We start from the raw sequence: 17,277 nt of genomic DNA on the forward strand, positions 1-17,277 counted from the left end.
GTTTGAACACCTGAATCTTAATTATGTTCACCCTAAAAAAATGGTTGATACATAGCCAAAGGTTCGAGCACATCACGAATAAAGTAGGGATGTTTGTCAAAAGCATAGTCCTCCTTTCGTACACTGTCGGGAGATCATTTTTCGGAAGACGCCTTTTCTTTTATCGGCGTTTTCCTTTTTTCTTACCTCCCGCATCGGCCTTCTTGTTCGCTTTTTTGCGTCCATACTCGGCCGGAGAGCTCTTGCGCCCTTTCGAGGAAGGGGCTTTTTTAGGAACGGGCGGCACATAGTTTTCGTCCTCGATGAGGGAGAAATCGAGCTGTCGGCGTTCGAGATTGGCGCGTTCTACGCGAAATCTCACCTTGTCGCCCAAATTGTAAATGCGCTTGGTGCGGCGTCCCACGAGGCGGTAGTTGTCTTCGTCGAACTCGTAGTAGTCGCCCGACAGATCGCGCAACGGCACCATACCTTCGCATTTGGTGAGCACGTCTTCCACATAGATGCCGAATTCCGTCACGCCCGAAATCACACCGTCGAACTCCCGTCCGATGCGCTCGCCCATAAATTCCGTTTGCTTGTATTTGATGGACGCTCGCTCGGCCGTGGCGGCAATCTGTTCGCGTTCGGAGCAATGCTCGCACAGACTTTCGTATTTTGTGACACTCACCGTTCGACCGCCCGCGGCATATTTTGACAACAGGCGGTGTACCAAAAGGTCGGGATAGCGACGTATGGGAGAGGTGAAGTGGGTGTAGTGGCGGAACATGAGGCCGTAGTGTCCGATGTTGTGTACGGAGTAGCGCGCTTTCATCATGGCGCGGAGTGCGACCATTTCGATCACGCCTTCTTCTTTCTTGCCTTTCACCTCGCCCAAGAGTTTGTTGAGCGATTTCGACACGTCGGTCTTTGTGCCTTCGGTTCGCACCTTGTAGCCGAACTTGGCGACAAAGCCGCGCAGTTTTTCCATTTTTTCGGGGTCGGGCACGTCGTGAATGCGATAGGGCAGGACTTTCGGCTGTTTGCCTTTGGGCACGATTCCCACGCTTTCCGCCACGAAGCGATTGGCCAATAGCATAAACTCTTCCACGAGTTTGTTGGCGTCTTTGGCGATTTTGACGTAGGTGGAAAGCGGCTTTCCTTTTTCGTCGATTTCAAACCTCACCTCCGGCCGGTCAAAGCCTATGGCTCCGGCTTGGAAGCGACGCGCCCTGAGCTGTTTGGCCAATCGGTCGAGCCAAAGAATTTCTTTGCCCCATTCTCCTTTGGGTTGGTCGAAGCTGCCATCGATTTGGGGGTGATCGCCGGGAGTGGCGAGGTCGTCGGGCGAAGCCTGTCCGTTGCGCTCGATGATGTTTTGCGCTTCTTCGTAGGTGAAGCGTCGATTGCTGCAAATCACGGTCTTGACGGCTCTGAATTTAAGCACGTCGCCCTTTTCGTTCATTTCAAACACGGCGGAATAGGCCAATTTTTCTTCGTCCTGCCGAAGAGAACAGATGAAGTTGCAGAGGCGTTCGGGCAGCATCGGTATGGTGCGGTCTACGAGATATACGCTCGTGGCTCTGTCGAAGGCTTCGCGGTCGATGGTACCTCCTTCTTCCACATAGTGGCTCACGTCGGCAATGTGTACGCCCACCTCCCATTTTCCACTGCCGAGTGGTCGGATGGAAAGGGCGTCGTCGAAGTCTTTTGCGTCGCGCGGGTCGATGGTGAATGTGGGCACGTCGCGGAAGTCTTCGCGTCGGGCAATCTCTTCGGGTGTGATGCCGGGTTCGAGTTTGTCGGCTGCCCGCTCCACATGTTTGGGATAAACATAGGGCAGGCCGTATTCGGCGAGAATGGCGTGCATTTCGGCATCGTTTTCTCCCTGTGCTCCCAACACGTCGATCACCTTCCCGATCGGGCTTTTTGAGTTTTCCGGCCAATCGGTGATTTTCACGACCACCTTGTCGCCGTTTTTTCCGCCTTTGAGCCGGTCTTTGGGAATGAAAATATCGGTGGCGAGGGCGCGCTCGGTGATCAAGAAGCCATAGCCTCTTTCCACCTGCAATCTGCCCACGAAGGTGTCTTTCGCCCGTTTGATGATTTCGGTCACTTCGGCCTCACGGGTGTGTCCGCGTCGTCGGGCGAGCATCGTCACGCGAACGTGGTCGCCGTCGAGAGCATGGTGGGAGTTGCGCTCGGTGACGAGAATGTCCTTTCCTCCGTCGTCGGGCACAAAGACGTTGTGTCCGTTTTTCTTGCGGCGAAACACGCCCTCGATGACCTGCACCTCGCGCACGGCGTGTCGATAATTGCCTTTTTTATCGGTCGATAGGAAATCGTCGAACACCAATTCGTTGAGCACGTCGAGGGTCATCATCTTGGCCGGGTGGGTTCCGACTCCGACTTGCCGGAAGATGTCTTTCACGTTCAGTTCTTCGCCTCCGCTCTGCTCGAAAACGAGAAGCAACCGGTTGCGAATTTCTTTTTTGTTGAGGCGTTTGCCTTTACTTTGTTTGGCCATGGCGTTGTAGGTATTGGATTTAAGGGGAAAGTGAAATCAGAGCATTATTTTTTCCACTTCGATGTCGCATCCGGGCATGAATATGGAAGCGTTTTCAAGAAATTTGGCCGAGTCTTCGGTGGTGAGAAATCGTGCCGTTCCTCGTCGTTCGAGCCGGCAGTCCATTTCGGGATGCCGCCGCAGATAGTCGCGCAGTGCGGCCGCCACGTAGTCGCCTTGCGAGATGACGCGCACGCCGGGCGGTGTGTGTTTCACGATTTTGTTCATCAAGAGCGGATAGTGTGTGCAAGCCAAGATGAGGGTGTCGATTTCGGGGTCGATGCGCAAGATCTGGTCGATGCGTTTTTTCACGAAATAGTCCGCTCCGGGCGTGTCATACTCGCAGTTTTCCACCAGCGGCACCCACATCGGGCAGGCCACTCCCGTCACGCTGATGTCGGGATTTTGTTTGTGTATTTCGAGTTCGTAGCTGCGCGAGAGTATCGTGCCCTGCGTGGCCAAAACGCCCACATGTTGCGACCGCGTCAAGGTCGGCACGATCTCCACGGTGGGGCGAATGACGCCCAACACGCGCTTCTCTCCGCCGAGTTTCTCCAAGTCGTTCTGCTGAATGGTGCGCAGGGCTTTGGCCGAAGCGGTGTTGCAGGCCAAGATGACCATTTCGCAACCACGGTCGAAAAGTGCCCGAACGGCTTCGAGCGTGTAGCGATAGACCACATCGAAAGAGCGCGAGCCGTAGGGGGCACGCGCGTTGTCGCCCAAATAGAGATAATCGTATTCGGGCAGAAGGCTGCGAATCTGTCGCAAAATGGTCAGTCCGCCATATCCGGAGTCGAAAACACCAATCATTGCTCTGTGTGTGTCTATCGATGCGTGTTGAGTTTGGCTTTCACGAACGAAGTGGCATCTTCCGAAAGCGCGGGATTGAAATAGGGCATGGAGCCGGCGTCGGTGTCGATGATGCAGTCGTATCCTCTTTCGGAGCCCACCACGCGGATGGCGGCATCGACTTTCGTGTTGATCGGGGCAAAGAGATCGGTCTCGGCTTTTTTGAGCAAGATTTCGGCCTCCCGTCGAAAGGCGAGCGATCGTTCCATCAGAATTTGCAAATCACTTTGCCGTTTGAGCAAGATCGGTTCGGGCAGTCCTTTCTGACTTTGCAGAAATTCCGAAAACTGGCGGCGAAACTCCGTTTCGTTATAGTGCGTTTCGGCCTCATATTTGGCGCGAAGGGTGTCGAGTTGCGAGCGTGCTACCATGGTTTCGGGCAGGGCTTCGACAATGGCCTTTCGACTGAGATAGCCGTATTTCGCCACCGATTGCGCCGAAAGTCCGATGAAGGTCGCCAAGAGGAGGAAGGAGAGGAGAAAGAGTTGTTTTTTCATGAGAATTTGTTTTTTAGACGTCCGTATGAAATGGGGCGTATTCGTGTTGCCGGCCGATGTTGCTCGAAGCCGCTATGACTCCGCCGCAAACTGCTTTCGCGACGGGCAGACATCGGCCAGTCCGCATTTGTCGCAATGGGGTTTTCGGGCAGTGCAGACGTATCTGCCGTGGAGCAAAATCCAATAATGTCCGGCTGCCACTTTCGAGGTGGGAATGTACTTCATCAGTGCCATTTCGACGGCATAAGGCGTCGTTGCCTTTTTGGGCACAAGCCCAAGTCGGTGCGAAACCCTGAACACGTGCGTATCCACGGCCAAAGCCGCCTTGTGGAAAGCCACGGCCTGCACCACATTGGCCGTTTTGCGCCCCACGCCGGGCAACGAGGTCAGTTCTTCGAGTGTGGAGGGCACTTCGCCGCCGAAATCGCGCATCAATCCCTTTGCCAGTCCCACAAGGTGCTTGGCCTTGTTGTTGGGATAGCTCACCGTCTTGATGTAGTCGAAGATCACTTCCGGCGTGGCAGCGGCCATGGCTTCGGCCGTGGGATAGTCGGCAAAAAGCCGGGGTGTCACCATGTTGATGCGTTTGTCGGTGCATTGTGCCGAGAGTACCACTGCCACCAACAGTTCGAAATTGTTGCGATAGTCAAGTTCGGTTTCGGTGGCATCCATGGTGCGCTCAAAGAAATCGAGCACATGGTTGAAAAGCTCTTGTTTGCGCATAATTTTCGTTGAGACCCTGTCGGACAATCAGCCGAGTTGTTGCATTCGGGCAATGTATTTTCCGATGATGTCAAACTCCAAATTGACTTTCGTTCCCACCTCTATGCCGTGGAAGTTGGTGTTGTCGTAGGTGTAGGGAATGATGCACACTTGAAACGAGTTTTCGGTGGGGTTGCACACGGTGAGGCTCACTCCATTGACCGTCACGCTCCCCTTGTCCACACAGAAATATCCGCGTTGCGCCATTCGGCTGTCGTAATCGTAAGCAAAGGTGAAGCGATAGCTTCCCTCCTCGCTTGTTTTCTCGACGCAAACAGCCGTTTGGTCGACGTGTCCCTGCACGATGTGTCCGTCGAGCCGCCCGTTCATCATCATCGAGCGTTCCACATTCACCTCATCGCCCACTTTGAGCACTCCGAGATTGCTGCGTTCCAAGGTTTCGTTCATGGCCGTGACGACATATTGCTTGCCCTCCCGGCGCACCACCGTGAGGCAAACTCCGTTGTGTGCCACGCTTTGGTCGATTTTGAGTTCATCGCCGAAGGGGCATTCGAGGGTGAAATGTATATTTTCTTGTTCTTGCTCAATGGCCATGATTCGAGCCGTGGCTTCTATGATTCCTGAAAACATAAGTGTATGAATTGTTGATGATACGACAAAAGTACGCATTTAGATTCGGAAACGGAAATCTCGGCAACATAAATATGAAACCTTGACATTTCCCGGCCTTCGGCGGGCGGTTGCCGATCGCTCCATGAGGAAGCGGTGAAAGCAAGACGACCGCTGTGGCCGAAAGGCCGGGCATTTCGGTTTTTGAAAATCCCGCTGCTCCCCTCATGCACTTCGCCGCATTTGGATGGGAGGTAGAATTTTCTAACTAAGCGTTAGTTTTTTCTACATGGGAGGCAGTGATCGCCGCGAAAGCAGAAGAGGAAAAAACATCGTCCCTCGCGCGCACGCGCGCGTTCCCTTGTGATTGAATTTTGCTTTCACTGCCTTCGCAAAACAGCACAACACACTGAACATCAATCCGTTTTGTGCGAAGGCAAATGAAGGAAGAATAAAAAATGGATTTGCAAAAATCTGAAAATCAACCCATTGGAGCTATTTTTTGCCTTCACCTATCCGAAATGGCAATGTTTCACACCGAGAGAGCGGAAGGAGGTGAAGGCAAACACTGCTTTTTGCCTTCACCGTAACACCGCTGATTATCAACCCCTTGAAAAACCCTTTAAGGGGTTTGCCTTCACTTGCCTTCGCACAAAACAAACTAATAATCAAGACGATAGATCATTTAGCGAAGGCAAAACCGCAAAAAACAAAATATGGGGTGAAATTGGGGGCAAAACGCGGCTCGATGTCGTCTTGCTTCCGCACGCAAAGAACTTTTCGACATCAAGCCGCGTGTGGTTCGTGTGGTTTGTCGGGGCGAACAAATCGCCGTCAGATTTTGTGATAAAACTCCTCGAAGGGCATGCGCAGACGATCGCCCCAAACACCGTCGGGCAGACGGATGCCGCAGGTGATGAGCATATTGATCTCCGCTCCGCAGGGCAGGTTGAGTGCGCGGCGAATGCGTCGCGAGTCGTAGCCCTCGACGGGGCAGGTGTCATAGCCCGCTTCGCTCATGCCGAGCATGAAGGTTTGCACGGCAAGGGCACAGCTCTTGTGAACCACGACGCGGGTGTCGCCCTCCGACACCTGACGCACGATGGGGCGAAACAGCCCGATGACGAGGGCAAGCATTTTGCGGAAGCAGCCGAGCAGTCCGAAAAAACGAGCATAGAAAAACGGCATGATGCGGCCGTAGTAGATCGTCATGCGACGAATGCGCTTGTCTTGTTTTTCGGCGGGAGAGGTGCGCCGAATGTTGTCCACCGATTGGTCGAGATTGGCTTTGGCGTGGGTGCGATATTTGTCTTGTCGTGTCACAAAGACCACCATTTGCCGAGCCGTGCGTGCCGTTTGCTGATCCAAGCAGGCATGGGCAAGGGTGCGGAGCAGTTGGGGGTCGGTCACGTGATAGGCTTCCCAAAGCTGCATGTTGGAACTGGTGGGAGCAAGCACGGCCTGTTCGATGCAGCGACGCACGATTTGGTCGTCGAGCCGGCGGTCGGGATCGAAATTGCGCACGGCGCGGCGGTGGTGGAGAATGTCTGAAAGTGTCATGAGAAAAAGCGTGAAAAGACCGAAGGATTTATTTTCCGGTCAGTATTTTTCGGATTTCGTTGAGTTTGTTGAGTGCCTCGACAGGCGTGAGATTGTTGATGTCGAGATGAAGAATTTCGTCGCGAATGGAAGAAAGGACAGGGTCGTCGAGCTGAAAAAACGACAACTGTGTTCCGCTTCCCGAAGACGGTGCGGAAAGTTCTTCGGGCATATCGGGCATTTTTCCGTTGTTGGCATTGTTGGCTTCGAGTTGTGCAAGAATGACTTCCGCCCGCTTCACTATGGGCGAGGGCATGCCGGCCAATCTCGCCACGTGTATGCCAAAAGAGTGTTCGGAACCGCCGCGCGCCAACTTGCGCAAGAAGACAACGCGGTGATCCACCTCGCGCACGGAAACATTGTAGTTTTTGATGCGCGAGAAGAGGTGTTCCATCTCGTTGAGCTCGTGGTAGTGGGTGGCAAAGAGGGTGCGGGCGTGGGCTTTGGGATGTTCGTGAATGTGCTCTACGATGCTCCAAGCTATGGAGATGCCGTCGTAGGTCGAGGTGCCTCGTCCGAGCTCGTCGAAGAGCACGAGCGAACGCTCCGTGAGGTTGTTCATGATGTTGGCCGCTTCGCTCATTTCGACCATGAAAGTACTCTCGCCCACCGAAATGTTGTCCGACGCTCCGACACGGGTGAAAATCTTGTCGACCACGCCGATGCGGGCAGCATCGGAAGGCACGAAACTTCCGATTTGTGCAAGCAGGGTGATGAGTGCCGTTTGACGCAACAGCGCACTCTTACCGGCCATGTTCGGCCCCGTGATGATGATGATTTGCTGGTCGTCGGTGTTGAGCAAAACGTCGTTGGGCACATATTCCTCGCCGACCGGCATGAGGGTTTCGATGACGGGGTGGCGACCGGCTTTGATGTCGATCACCAAACTGTCGTCCACCACGGGGCGGACGTATCTCCGCTCTTTGGCCAGATGCGCCATGGAGTGGTAGCAGTCCAAATCGGAGAGAGCGCGGGCATTGCGCTGCAAGTCGTTGATACATTGCGCCGCGGCCTGAACCAGCTCGGCGTAGAGGCGCGTTTCGAGCACAAGGATTTTGTCTTCCGCTCCGAGAATTTTCTCTTCATACTCTTTCAGCTCCTGCGTGATGTAGCGTTCGGCACTGACGAGCGTCTGTTTGCGTATCCATTCGGCCGGAACGTATTCCTTGTAGGTGTTGCGCACTTCGATGTAGTAGCCGAAGACGTTGTTGAAACCGATTTTCAGGCTTTGAATACCCGTTCGATTGATTTCGCGTTCTTGAATTTTGAGCAAATAGTCTTTACCCGATGTCTGGATTTCACGCAGTTCGTCGAGCTGCACATCCACACCGTTGTTGATCACTCCGCCCTTGTTCACGGCCAAAGGCGGATCGGTGCGGAGTTCTCGCTCGATGCGCTGCCGCAGTTCGGTGCAGGGCGAGAGCTGTTCGCCAATGGTGCGAATACTCTCCTGTGCGGCAGAAGCACACACGTTTTTCAGCACCATCACGGTTTCCAAGGCCTGCCGAAGCTGTTGCATCTCGCGCGGATTGATGCGGCCGGTGGCCACTTTCGACACGATGCGCTCCAAATCGCCCACCTTGGCCAACTCCATCTCGCAGAGTTCGCGGAAATCGGGGTGGCGAAAGAAATGCTCGACGCTGTCGAGGCGACGCTCGATTTCGTCGACCGAACGGAGCGGAAAGAGCATCCACCTGCGCAACTGTCGCGCGCCCATGGGGGTGAGTGTGCGGTCTACGACGGAAAGCAGCGAGCGGCCGTCGCCGTGGTTGGTGGAGATGAGTTCGAGGTTGCGAATGGTGAATTTGTCAAGACGAACGAAACGCTCCTCTTCTATGCGCGAGAGGCGCGTGATGTGGTCGGTTTGGTGATGCTGCGTGAGGTCGAGATAAGTGAGAATGGCTCCGGCCGCCGTCGTGGCGACATGCAGATGATCGACCCCGAAACCTTTGAGGTTTTTCACGTCGAAGTGTTTCAATACCTTCGTGCGCGCCGAGGTGTCGGCAAAAGCCCAGTCATCGAGTTCGAACACAAAATAGCGTCCCGAAAAGAGATTGTCGAATTTGCCCTTCAAACCGCGTTCCACCAATATCTCTTTGGGCATGAAACCGGCCAAAAGCTTGTCGATATATTCCACCTCTCCCTCGGCCACGAGATATTCTCCCGTCGAGATGTCGAGCAGGGAAAGCCCCACGGAGGCCGCTCCGAAATGTATGGCCGCCAAGAAGTTGTTTTCGCGGCTTGTCAGCACGTTGTCCCCCAAGGCCACGCCGGGCGTTACCAATTCAGTGATGCCTCGCTTAACGAGTTTTTTGGTCTGCTTCGGATCTTCGAGTTGGTCGCAAATGGCCACCCGATAGCCGGCACGCACCAGCCTCGGCAGATAGTTGTCGAGTGCATGATGAGGAAAACCGGCCATTTCGGTCGAGCCGCTCGCTCCCTTTTGGTTACGTTTGGTGAGCGTGATGCCCAACACTTGGGAGGCCACGACGGCATCGTCGCAGTAAGTTTCGTAGAAGTCGCCGCATCGAAACAGCAGTATGGCATCGGGATTGGCCGATTTCATGTCGTGAAACTGCCGCATCATCGGCGTGAGTTCTTCTTTTGCCATGGAGATATGAGGTAGAAATAAATTCGGAGTAAATCGGAAAAGTGAGCAAGCAAAGATACAAAAAAAGCACCACCTCAATAGGAGAATAGTGCATAAATTTGTAATCAACACCCAAACATTACGCCATTTTTTCGCTCAAATAGCGAGCAGTGTAGCCCTTGCCGTGTTTCACCAACTCTTCGGGAGTGCCGGCAAACACAAGGCGGCCGCCTTCGGCTCCTCCTTCGGGGCCAAGGTCGATGAGGTGGTCGGCCGTTTTGATGACGTCGAGATTGTGCTCGATGACCACGATAGAATGGCCACGGTCAATCAATGCGTCGAAGGCTTTGAGAAGGCGTTGAATGTCGTGGAAGTGAAGACCGGTAGTGGGCTCGTCGAAGATAAACAAGGTAGGTTCGCAACGCTCCTGTCCCAAATAATAAGCCAGCTTGACGCGTTGATTTTCACCCCCGGAGAGGGTGGAAGAAGATTGTCCGAGTTTGATGTAGCCCAACCCCACGTCTTGCAGCGGACGCAAACGGCAGACGATTTTCTTTTTCTTGTTCGCGTCGAAAAACTCTATGGCCTGATTGACCGTCATGTCGAGGATGTCGCAGATGTTTTTGCCGGCGAATTTGACATCGAGCACTTCCGACTTGAAACGACGGCCGTGACAGCTTTCGCACTCCAAAACCAAATCGGCCATGAATTGCATTTCCACCTTCACCGTACCCTCACCCTTGCACTCTTCGCAACGACCGCCGTCGGTGTTGAACGAGAAGAAGGCCGGAGTCATGTCCAGCTGTCGAGCCAAAGGCTGTTCGGCCATGAGCTTACGGATTTCATCGTAAGCCTTCACATAAGTGACGGGGTTGGAGCGTGAAGATTTTCCGATAGGATTTTGATCGACAAAATCGACGATTTTGATGTCGGCGATGTTTCCCTCGATGCGCACAAATTCTCCCGGACGTTCGCCTCCTTCGTTGAGTTCCCGCCGCAGGGCTTGATAGAAAATGTCGCGCACAAGGGTTGATTTACCGGAGCCGGAAACACCCGTCACCACCGTAAAGACGTTGAGCGGAAACTTTACGTCAATGCCTTTGAGATTATTGTGACGGGCACCGATGATGTCGATCGAACGATTCCAACGTCGGCGAACGGAGGGTGTGGGAATGCTTTCCGCGCCGTTCAGAAAATTGACGGTGTGACTCTGCACGGAGGTTGTTTTCGAGGATTTCAAAACCGACATCGCCGTTCCGTTCCACACCACTTCTCCGCCGTTTCTTCCGGCTTCGGGGCCGATGTCGATGATGTGGTCGGCAGCACGAATGATGTCTTCGTCGTGTTCGACCACCACGACGGTGTTGCCTTGGTCGCGCAATTGTTGCAACACGCGAATGAGGCGATCCGTGTCGCGAGAATGAAGACCGATGGAAGGCTCGTCGAGAATGTAAAGACTGCCCACAAGCGAACTTCCCAAAGAGGTGGCCAGATTGATGCGCTGGCTCTCACCGCCGGAGAGCGAATTGCTCAAACGATCGAGGGTGAGATAGCTCAACCCGACTTCGTCGAGAAAGCGAAGACGATTGCGGATTTCGACCAGCAGGCGAGAGGCGACTTGGGTTTCATGCTCGTCGAGCTGCAACGCGTCGAACCATTCCGACAGTTCGCTCACGGGCATTCGCACCAAATCCGCTATCGTCCGTCCGCCGACGCGCACATAGAGAGCTTCTTTTCGCAACCGACTCCCCTTGCAAAAGGGACAAGAGGTTTTGCCGCGATAGCGAGAGAGCATCACACGATATTGAATTTTATATTGATTTTCTTCGAGCATGCGGAAAAAGTTGTCGATCGAAACATCGCCTCCTCCTTCATCCCACACGATGCCTTTTCCGCCATGCCAAAGCAGCTCTCTCTGCGCATCGGTCAGATTGAAATAGGGCTCAAAAATGGGGAAATCGTGTTGTGCCGCTTTTCGCATGAACTCTTGTTGCCAAATGCTCATCTTTTCACCGCGCCAACACATCACCGCGCCATCGTAGACCGACAAAGAGCGATCGGGGACGACGAGGCTTTCATCGATGCCGACAACACGACCGAAACCTTCGCACTTTGGGCATGCACCGGCCGGAGAGTTGAAAGAAAACAAGTTGTCGCCGGGTGTTTCAAAAACAATGCCGTCGGCTTCAAAGCGTGTGGAAAACGACACCAGTTCGCCCTCGGGATAAAAACGCAACAAGCATTCGCCGTCACCCTCAAACAAAGCTGTTTCGACAGAATCTGTCAGGCGTGAAATGCCATCTTTCGAACCATCGACAACCAGTCTGTCAATCAACAAAAAAAGCCGCTTTTCGGCCAATGCCCGTTCATTCTCAAACAGAGCAGCCTCGCTCTCGACAGCTTCCTCCATGCGCAACATTTTTCCGTCGACGTCAAGCCTCGACAACCCTTGCTGCATCATCACTTCGATCTGCTCCTTGAAGGTGCGATCGTGCAGTGTTTTGAGCGGTGCGAGCACGGTGAAGCGCGTGCCGACAGGTCTTTTCAAAACGGCCTCCACCACGTCGTCGGCACTATGACGCCGCACTTCCTCTCCGCTCACAGGCGAATAGGTGCGACCGATTCTGGCAAAAAGCAAGCGAAGATATTCATAAATCTCTGTGCTCGTGCCCACGGTCGAACGGGGGTTGCGGCTCGTCACTTTTTGTTCGATGGCGATGGCGGGAGGCAATCCCTTGATGAAATCGCATTCTGGCTTGTTCATTCTTCCCAAAAACTGTCGCGCATAAGCCGAAAGGCTCTCCACGTAGCGGCGTTGTCCTTCGGCATAGAGCGTGTCGAAAGCCAATGAGGATTTTCCGGAACCGGAGAGTCCGGTGATGACCACAAATTTTTCGCGAGGAATCTCCAAATCTATGTTTTTGAGATTATTGACCCTCGCACCTTTCACGATGATGGCGTTGTTCATACGGGAAATCGGGAGAATGTAAGATGAAAAAAAGGAAACGTCAATTCCTCTCGGAACTACGCTTTATTGTTGATGATGGCTTTTTCGCCGCATCACTCCACAAACAAATCTCGGAGCATCGAAACAGTCGTTTGAAGCGGACACATCGTCATAGCCGAGCAATTCAAACAATTCGAGCACATGTCGGTTGTAGTCGCGGTGGGTTTCGACGCAGAGCACGCCGCCGTCCGCAAGGTGCGTCGTGCCAAACCGACCGAGAGCGCGGTAAAACACCAGCGGATCGTAATCGGGTACGAAAAGTGCCGTGTGAGGTTCGTGTTCGACCACATGCCGAGCCATATCGGCCGCTTCGCGTCGGCGGATATAGGGCGGATTGCTCACGATGAGATCAAATGGTCTTTCGGGCGGACAACTCTCTTCCGAAAGGGGGATGACGTCTTTCTGTTCGAAGCGTATGTTTGCACCGAGCGAGGCGGCATTGCCACGCGCCACTGCGAGCGCATCGGGCGAAATGTCCCACGCCGTGATGTCGGCATCGGGCAGGCGCAAGGCCAGACTTGCGGCAATGCAACCGCTACCCGTTCCCACGTCGAGAATACATGCCCGGCCTTTGGAACAACGTGCGGCGGCAAGCTCCACAAGCCCGACCGTTTCGACACGGGGAATGAGCACGGCGGGCGACACCTCGAAGAAATGACCGTCGAACTCAGCATGACCGAGCACGTATTGCAACGGTTCGCCCCGTTCAAGGCGGAAGATGTCTTCTTGAAGCCTGTCGTTTTCCTCACAGGTGAGCGAGAGAGTTTTGTCGAGCAAAATGTCGGTTCGGTTCACCTTGAAGCGATCGGCAAGATAGCAGGCGGCAATGGCTTTGGCTTCGCGTTCGTCGTAGTCGGGCGTGAGCCTCAGCGCAATCATGCGGTCGAGGCGGAACAGGGAATGATCGATTTTCATGAGAGGGGGGGGGCACATGATTTATTTCAGATGTTCAAGATCGCGATAGATCTTTTGCATAAACGCCTTGGCCTTGTTGAGGCGAATGCCCGTGGGGTCGGGAGTGGTGTTTGATGCGCCTCGAATGGCCAGTTCGTAGGTGGTGACGCCTGTCGAATCGATCAACGTGTAGCCTTCCGGCCATGCGTGGAAGGCACAAGGGTTGGTGTAGGTTTGCGAGAGCACGTCGCGCGAGAAGCGGAAACGTTCGTGGCCGATGCCGAGCTGTCCGAGCAGCGTGGCCGGGAGGTCGGTTTGGTTGCAGATCGCCTCAACGCGACGCGGCTGTTTGACGGCACCTCCCGTCCAAATCATCGGGATGTGGTATTTGCGCGTGTCAAACTCGTTGATGTCCACCGGCCACGAAACGCCGTGGTCGGGCAGAATGACGATCAGCGTATTGTTCCATTCGGGACGACGACGAAACTCCGCTATGAAGTTGCCGATCGATTTGTCGAGATAAGCAAAAGCATTGAGCACGGGATCGTCAAGCTGCTCGTGGGGCACTTCCCAAGGTTCGTGGCTCGAAAGAGTCAGTATCGTTTTGAACCAAGGTTTGTCGGTCGGCGTGCGGTCGATTTCTTTCAGCAGTTCGGCAAACATCAAGTGGTCGGTGATACCCCATTTGTGTGTGCCGCGGAGCTTTTCGGGAAAATCGGCATCTCCCATTACGAGGTCGTACCCCGTGGCGAGGAGGTAGGAGTTCATATTGGTGAAGTTCTTGTCGCCGCCATAATAGAACGCCGTGTTGTAGCCTTCGGCTTTGAGCGATCCGGCGATGGAGGGCAACACGCGCGACTTGGCCGGCATCTTCATCACACTGGCATCGGGGAAGGCCGGATAGCCGGAGAAAGCGCAGATAGTGCCGCGGTCGGTGCGGAAACTGTTGGCGTAGCAGCGCGAGAAGAACACGCCCTCTTCGGCCAACCGGTCGAGATGAGTGGTGACGCCTTTCGTGCCTTCGGTGCAGCCCACCACTCTTCCGCCACACCCTTCCATGAGAATGAGCAACACGTTGGGGCGTCGGACGGTGAGGAGGGAGTCGGTGGGGAGAATGCGGCTTTCAGTGTTGTAGCCCAAGGTTTCGAAGATCTTATCGGCCTCTTCGGGCGAAAAATAAAGTGCCTGTCGGGAGTAGTCTTTCTCTTTGAACAACGAGTAGAAGAACGAGAAAATCGGATTGACGGCCGAGTGGTTGAGATACTGATTGGAGGAGAAGTAAACCATGCCAACATTGGCCGTGGAAGTACCCACACCGCCGCGAACAGCCAAAAAGAGCAAACCGCCGACCAGCAACAGAACGGTGCCGAAAAACGACCGTTGCCTCATCGACGAGGAGCGGAGCAAGGCTTCTTTTTGAGGATAAAGTGTCCACAGCAAACGAGCATAACCGCCCACCAACAGAAGAAACACCACCAAGGCGACAACGACAAACCCGGTGTTGAGGCTGTCGGTTACTCCCGACGGATTGTCGAGGTAGGAAAGGCAGACGGCGTCGAGCTTAAAGCCCCATTTTTCGTAGAGAATGGTATCGACGATGAAGACCAATATGACGGTCAGGGCGATGACGGAGGTGTAGACGCGATAGAGCAGACGCAGCAGGCTCTCGCACCGATTTTCTTTCACAAAAAGGCCGAACAGCATTGCCAGCCACAAGGGTGCGGAGGCATAGGCCGCGACGTTGAGATCGAGGGCAAGACCGTGGGCAATGACTTGAAACGTGTCCGTCGGCGAAACCCAGCCGTTGTGTAGGAAAAACACGAATTTGGCGACGACGAAAGTTAAAACGAGCGTCGCATAGAATTTGAGGAGAAACGATAATCTTGTTGTCACAACAATGATGTTATGGATGAAAACGAGTTTAGTTGCTATGTTGTATTGGGTCGGGGGAGGGGCTTACTTTCGGCAACGGCAATGTCGTTCAGCTTCCGTTGCCTCAAACTCTCCCTCCGCGTCTCACAGCTGCTGCATGTCGTTGAGGCGTTTGTAGTAGCCGTTGAGTTGCAAGAGGCTGTCGTGTGTACCGCGTTCTACGATTCGTCCTTCGTGCAGTACGAGGATTTCGTGGGCATGGCGAATGGTCGAAAGCCGGTGAGCAATGGCGATCGTGGTTCGGCTCGACATCAGTCGCTCCAACGCCTCTTGCACCAAACGCTCGCTCTCGGTGTCAAGGGCGGAAGTGGCCTCGTCGAGAATGAGAATGTCGGGATTTTTGAGAATGGCTCTTGCGATAGAAATACGTTGGCGTTGTCCGCCCGACAATCGACAGCCACGATCGCCCACCGAGGTGTCGTATCCGGCTTCGGTGGCCATGATGAAGTCGTGGGCATTGGCCACTTTGGCGGCCTCGATGACCTGTTCGAGCGTAGCGTTTTCGACGCCGAAAGCAATATTGTTGAAAAACGAGTCGTTGAAAAGAATGGCCTCCTGATTGACATTGCCGATGAGGGCGCGCAGATCGCTCAAACGGAGGGCGCGCACGTCTTTTCCGTCGATCAAAATGCTACCCTCCGTCACATCGTGGTATCGCGGCACGAGATCGACCAACGTACTCTTTCCGCTTCCGCTCTGTCCGACAAGAGCCACAGTCTGCCCTCTCCGCACGGTGAAGTCCACTCCTCGAATGACGAGTTTGGGCTCTTCGTCGTTGGCATTGGCATAGGCGAATTTCACGTTGCGAAACTCAATGCTGTCTTCCAACTTTTCGACGGTAAGGGGATTTTCCGGTTCGCAAATGGGATTTTCGGCCAATAGAATTTTATTGACGCGCTCCATTGAAGCCAATCCTTTGGGAATGGAGTAGCTGGCTCTCGAAAGGTCTTTGAGCGGCTGAATGAGGCTGTACAAAATCACCATGTAGAAGATGAACGTGGGGGCATCAATGGGACTGTTGTCGGAGAAAATGAGCGTTCCGCCATACCACAGCACAAGCACGATGAGACAGGTGCCGAGAAATTCGCTCACGGGGTGTGCCGATCCTTGCCGGGTGGACACCGAGGCTGAAATGTTGCGAAAGTCATTGGTGATTTTCTCAAACCGCTCCTGCATCTTGCGCTCCGCACCGAAGGCTTTGATGATGCGCATGCCGCCAAGGGTTTCTTCGAGTTGCGACATCGTTTCGCTCCACCTTGTTTGTGCCAACATGCTCGATTGTTTGAGTTTTCGGCCGATTTTACCCATTGCCCACCCCATTAACGGCAACACGACGATGGTGAAAATCGTGAGTTGCCAAGAGGTGTAGAGCAACACGCCGAAATAAATGGTGAGCAACACGGGATTTTTGATGATCATCTCCAAACTTCCCATGATAGAATTTTCGATTTCGTTGATGTCGCCACTCATTCGGGCAATGATGTCGCCTTTTCGCTCGTCGCTGAAAAAAGAAAGCGGCAGGCGCGTGATTTTGCGATAAACGGCATTGCGAATATCGCGCACAATGCCCGTTCGCACCGGCACCATTGTGGCCACGGAGGCAAAGTAGCACGACGTTTTCAAGGCCGTGGCAAACACCAGAAACAAGCCGATCATGAGCAGCGTGGTGCTGGCACCGTATTCGGCAATCAGACGTGTGGTGTAGTAATAGAGATTGTTGATGAGGATTTCTTTCAAATCGTCGAACTGCCAAGGGCGAAACTCGTAGTGCTGCCGGTTGATGCCGAAAAGCAATTGGAGCATGGGCACAAGCGAAATGAAAGAAAAAATGTTGAGCACCGCACTGAACACATTGAATAAGAGCGAAGCTCCCAAATAAGCCTTATAGGGTGCGACGTAGCGTCGCATCATTCTGAAAAATTCTTTCACGAAAAATCGTATTTATATATTGCCTTGCAAAAATACACAGAAAAAGCGAGACACCGACATCTTTCGGGCGAAATATCTTGTCTTAGAGCTACCGCTCACCGCTCAT

11 protein-coding genes are annotated in these 17,277 nt (G+C 53.8%); all 11 read right to left on the reverse strand.

Annotated elements, in window-relative coordinates; genetic code table 11:
* Positions 1 to 160: 160 nt before the first annotated feature.
* Positions 161 to 2,503 (reverse strand): ribonuclease R, encoded by a 2,343-nt coding sequence (gene rnr, locus EII14_RS00085; protein WP_124930536.1) that lies wholly within the window; start codon positions 2,501 to 2,503, stop codon positions 161 to 163.
* Between the two features lie 36 nt (positions 2,504 to 2,539).
* Positions 2,540 to 3,352, reverse strand: a complete 813-nt coding sequence (murI, locus tag EII14_RS00090) for a glutamate racemase (RefSeq protein WP_124930537.1) — start codon at positions 3,350 to 3,352, stop codon at positions 2,540 to 2,542.
* Positions 3,353 to 3,366: 14 nt separating this feature from the next.
* On the reverse strand, positions 3,367 to 3,888 hold the full coding sequence (locus EII14_RS00095) for an OmpH family outer membrane protein (RefSeq protein ID WP_124930538.1): 522 nt from the start codon (positions 3,886 to 3,888) through the stop codon (positions 3,367 to 3,369).
* 72 nt (positions 3,889 to 3,960) lie between these two features.
* Positions 3,961 to 4,611: an endonuclease III gene (nth, locus tag EII14_RS00100; RefSeq protein ID WP_124930539.1), complete on the reverse strand. Its 651-nt coding sequence runs from the start codon at positions 4,609 to 4,611 to the stop codon at positions 3,961 to 3,963.
* A 27-nt stretch (positions 4,612 to 4,638) separates the two neighbouring features.
* Positions 4,639 to 5,241, reverse strand: coding sequence for a riboflavin synthase (locus EII14_RS00105; RefSeq protein ID WP_124930540.1), 603 nt, complete (start codon positions 5,239 to 5,241; stop codon positions 4,639 to 4,641).
* 813 nt (positions 5,242 to 6,054) lie between these two features.
* Positions 6,055 to 6,780: a nitroreductase family protein gene (locus tag EII14_RS00110; RefSeq protein WP_124930541.1), complete on the reverse strand. Its 726-nt coding sequence runs from the start codon at positions 6,778 to 6,780 to the stop codon at positions 6,055 to 6,057.
* A 28-nt stretch (positions 6,781 to 6,808) separates the two neighbouring features.
* Positions 6,809 to 9,430 carry a DNA mismatch repair protein MutS gene (gene mutS, locus EII14_RS00115; RefSeq protein WP_124930542.1) on the reverse strand — a complete coding sequence of 874 codons (2,622 nt, stop codon included), beginning with the start codon at positions 9,428 to 9,430 and terminating at the stop codon, positions 6,809 to 6,811.
* Between the two features lie 118 nt (positions 9,431 to 9,548).
* Positions 9,549 to 12,377 (reverse strand): excinuclease ABC subunit UvrA, encoded by a 2,829-nt coding sequence (uvrA, locus tag EII14_RS00120; RefSeq protein WP_124930543.1) that lies wholly within the window; start codon positions 12,375 to 12,377, stop codon positions 9,549 to 9,551.
* Between the two features lie 63 nt (positions 12,378 to 12,440).
* Positions 12,441 to 13,349: a peptide chain release factor N(5)-glutamine methyltransferase gene (gene prmC, locus EII14_RS00125; protein ID WP_124930544.1), complete on the reverse strand. Its 909-nt coding sequence runs from the start codon at positions 13,347 to 13,349 to the stop codon at positions 12,441 to 12,443.
* 3 nt (positions 13,350 to 13,352) lie between these two features.
* Positions 13,353 to 15,203 carry an LTA synthase family protein gene (locus tag EII14_RS00130; RefSeq protein WP_124930545.1) on the reverse strand — a complete coding sequence of 617 codons (1,851 nt, stop codon included), beginning with the start codon at positions 15,201 to 15,203 and terminating at the stop codon, positions 13,353 to 13,355.
* A gap of 123 nt (positions 15,204 to 15,326) precedes the next feature.
* The gene (locus EII14_RS00135) at positions 15,327 to 17,171 is read right to left on the reverse strand and encodes an ABC transporter ATP-binding protein (RefSeq protein WP_124930546.1); all 1,845 of its coding nucleotides are present in this window, start codon (positions 17,169 to 17,171) and stop codon (positions 15,327 to 15,329) included.
* Between the last annotated feature and the right edge of the window lie 106 nt (positions 17,172 to 17,277).

Source organism: Alloprevotella sp. OH1205_COT-284 (assembly GCF_003859795.1).
Taxonomy (GTDB): domain Bacteria; phylum Bacteroidota; class Bacteroidia; order Bacteroidales; family Bacteroidaceae; genus Alloprevotella.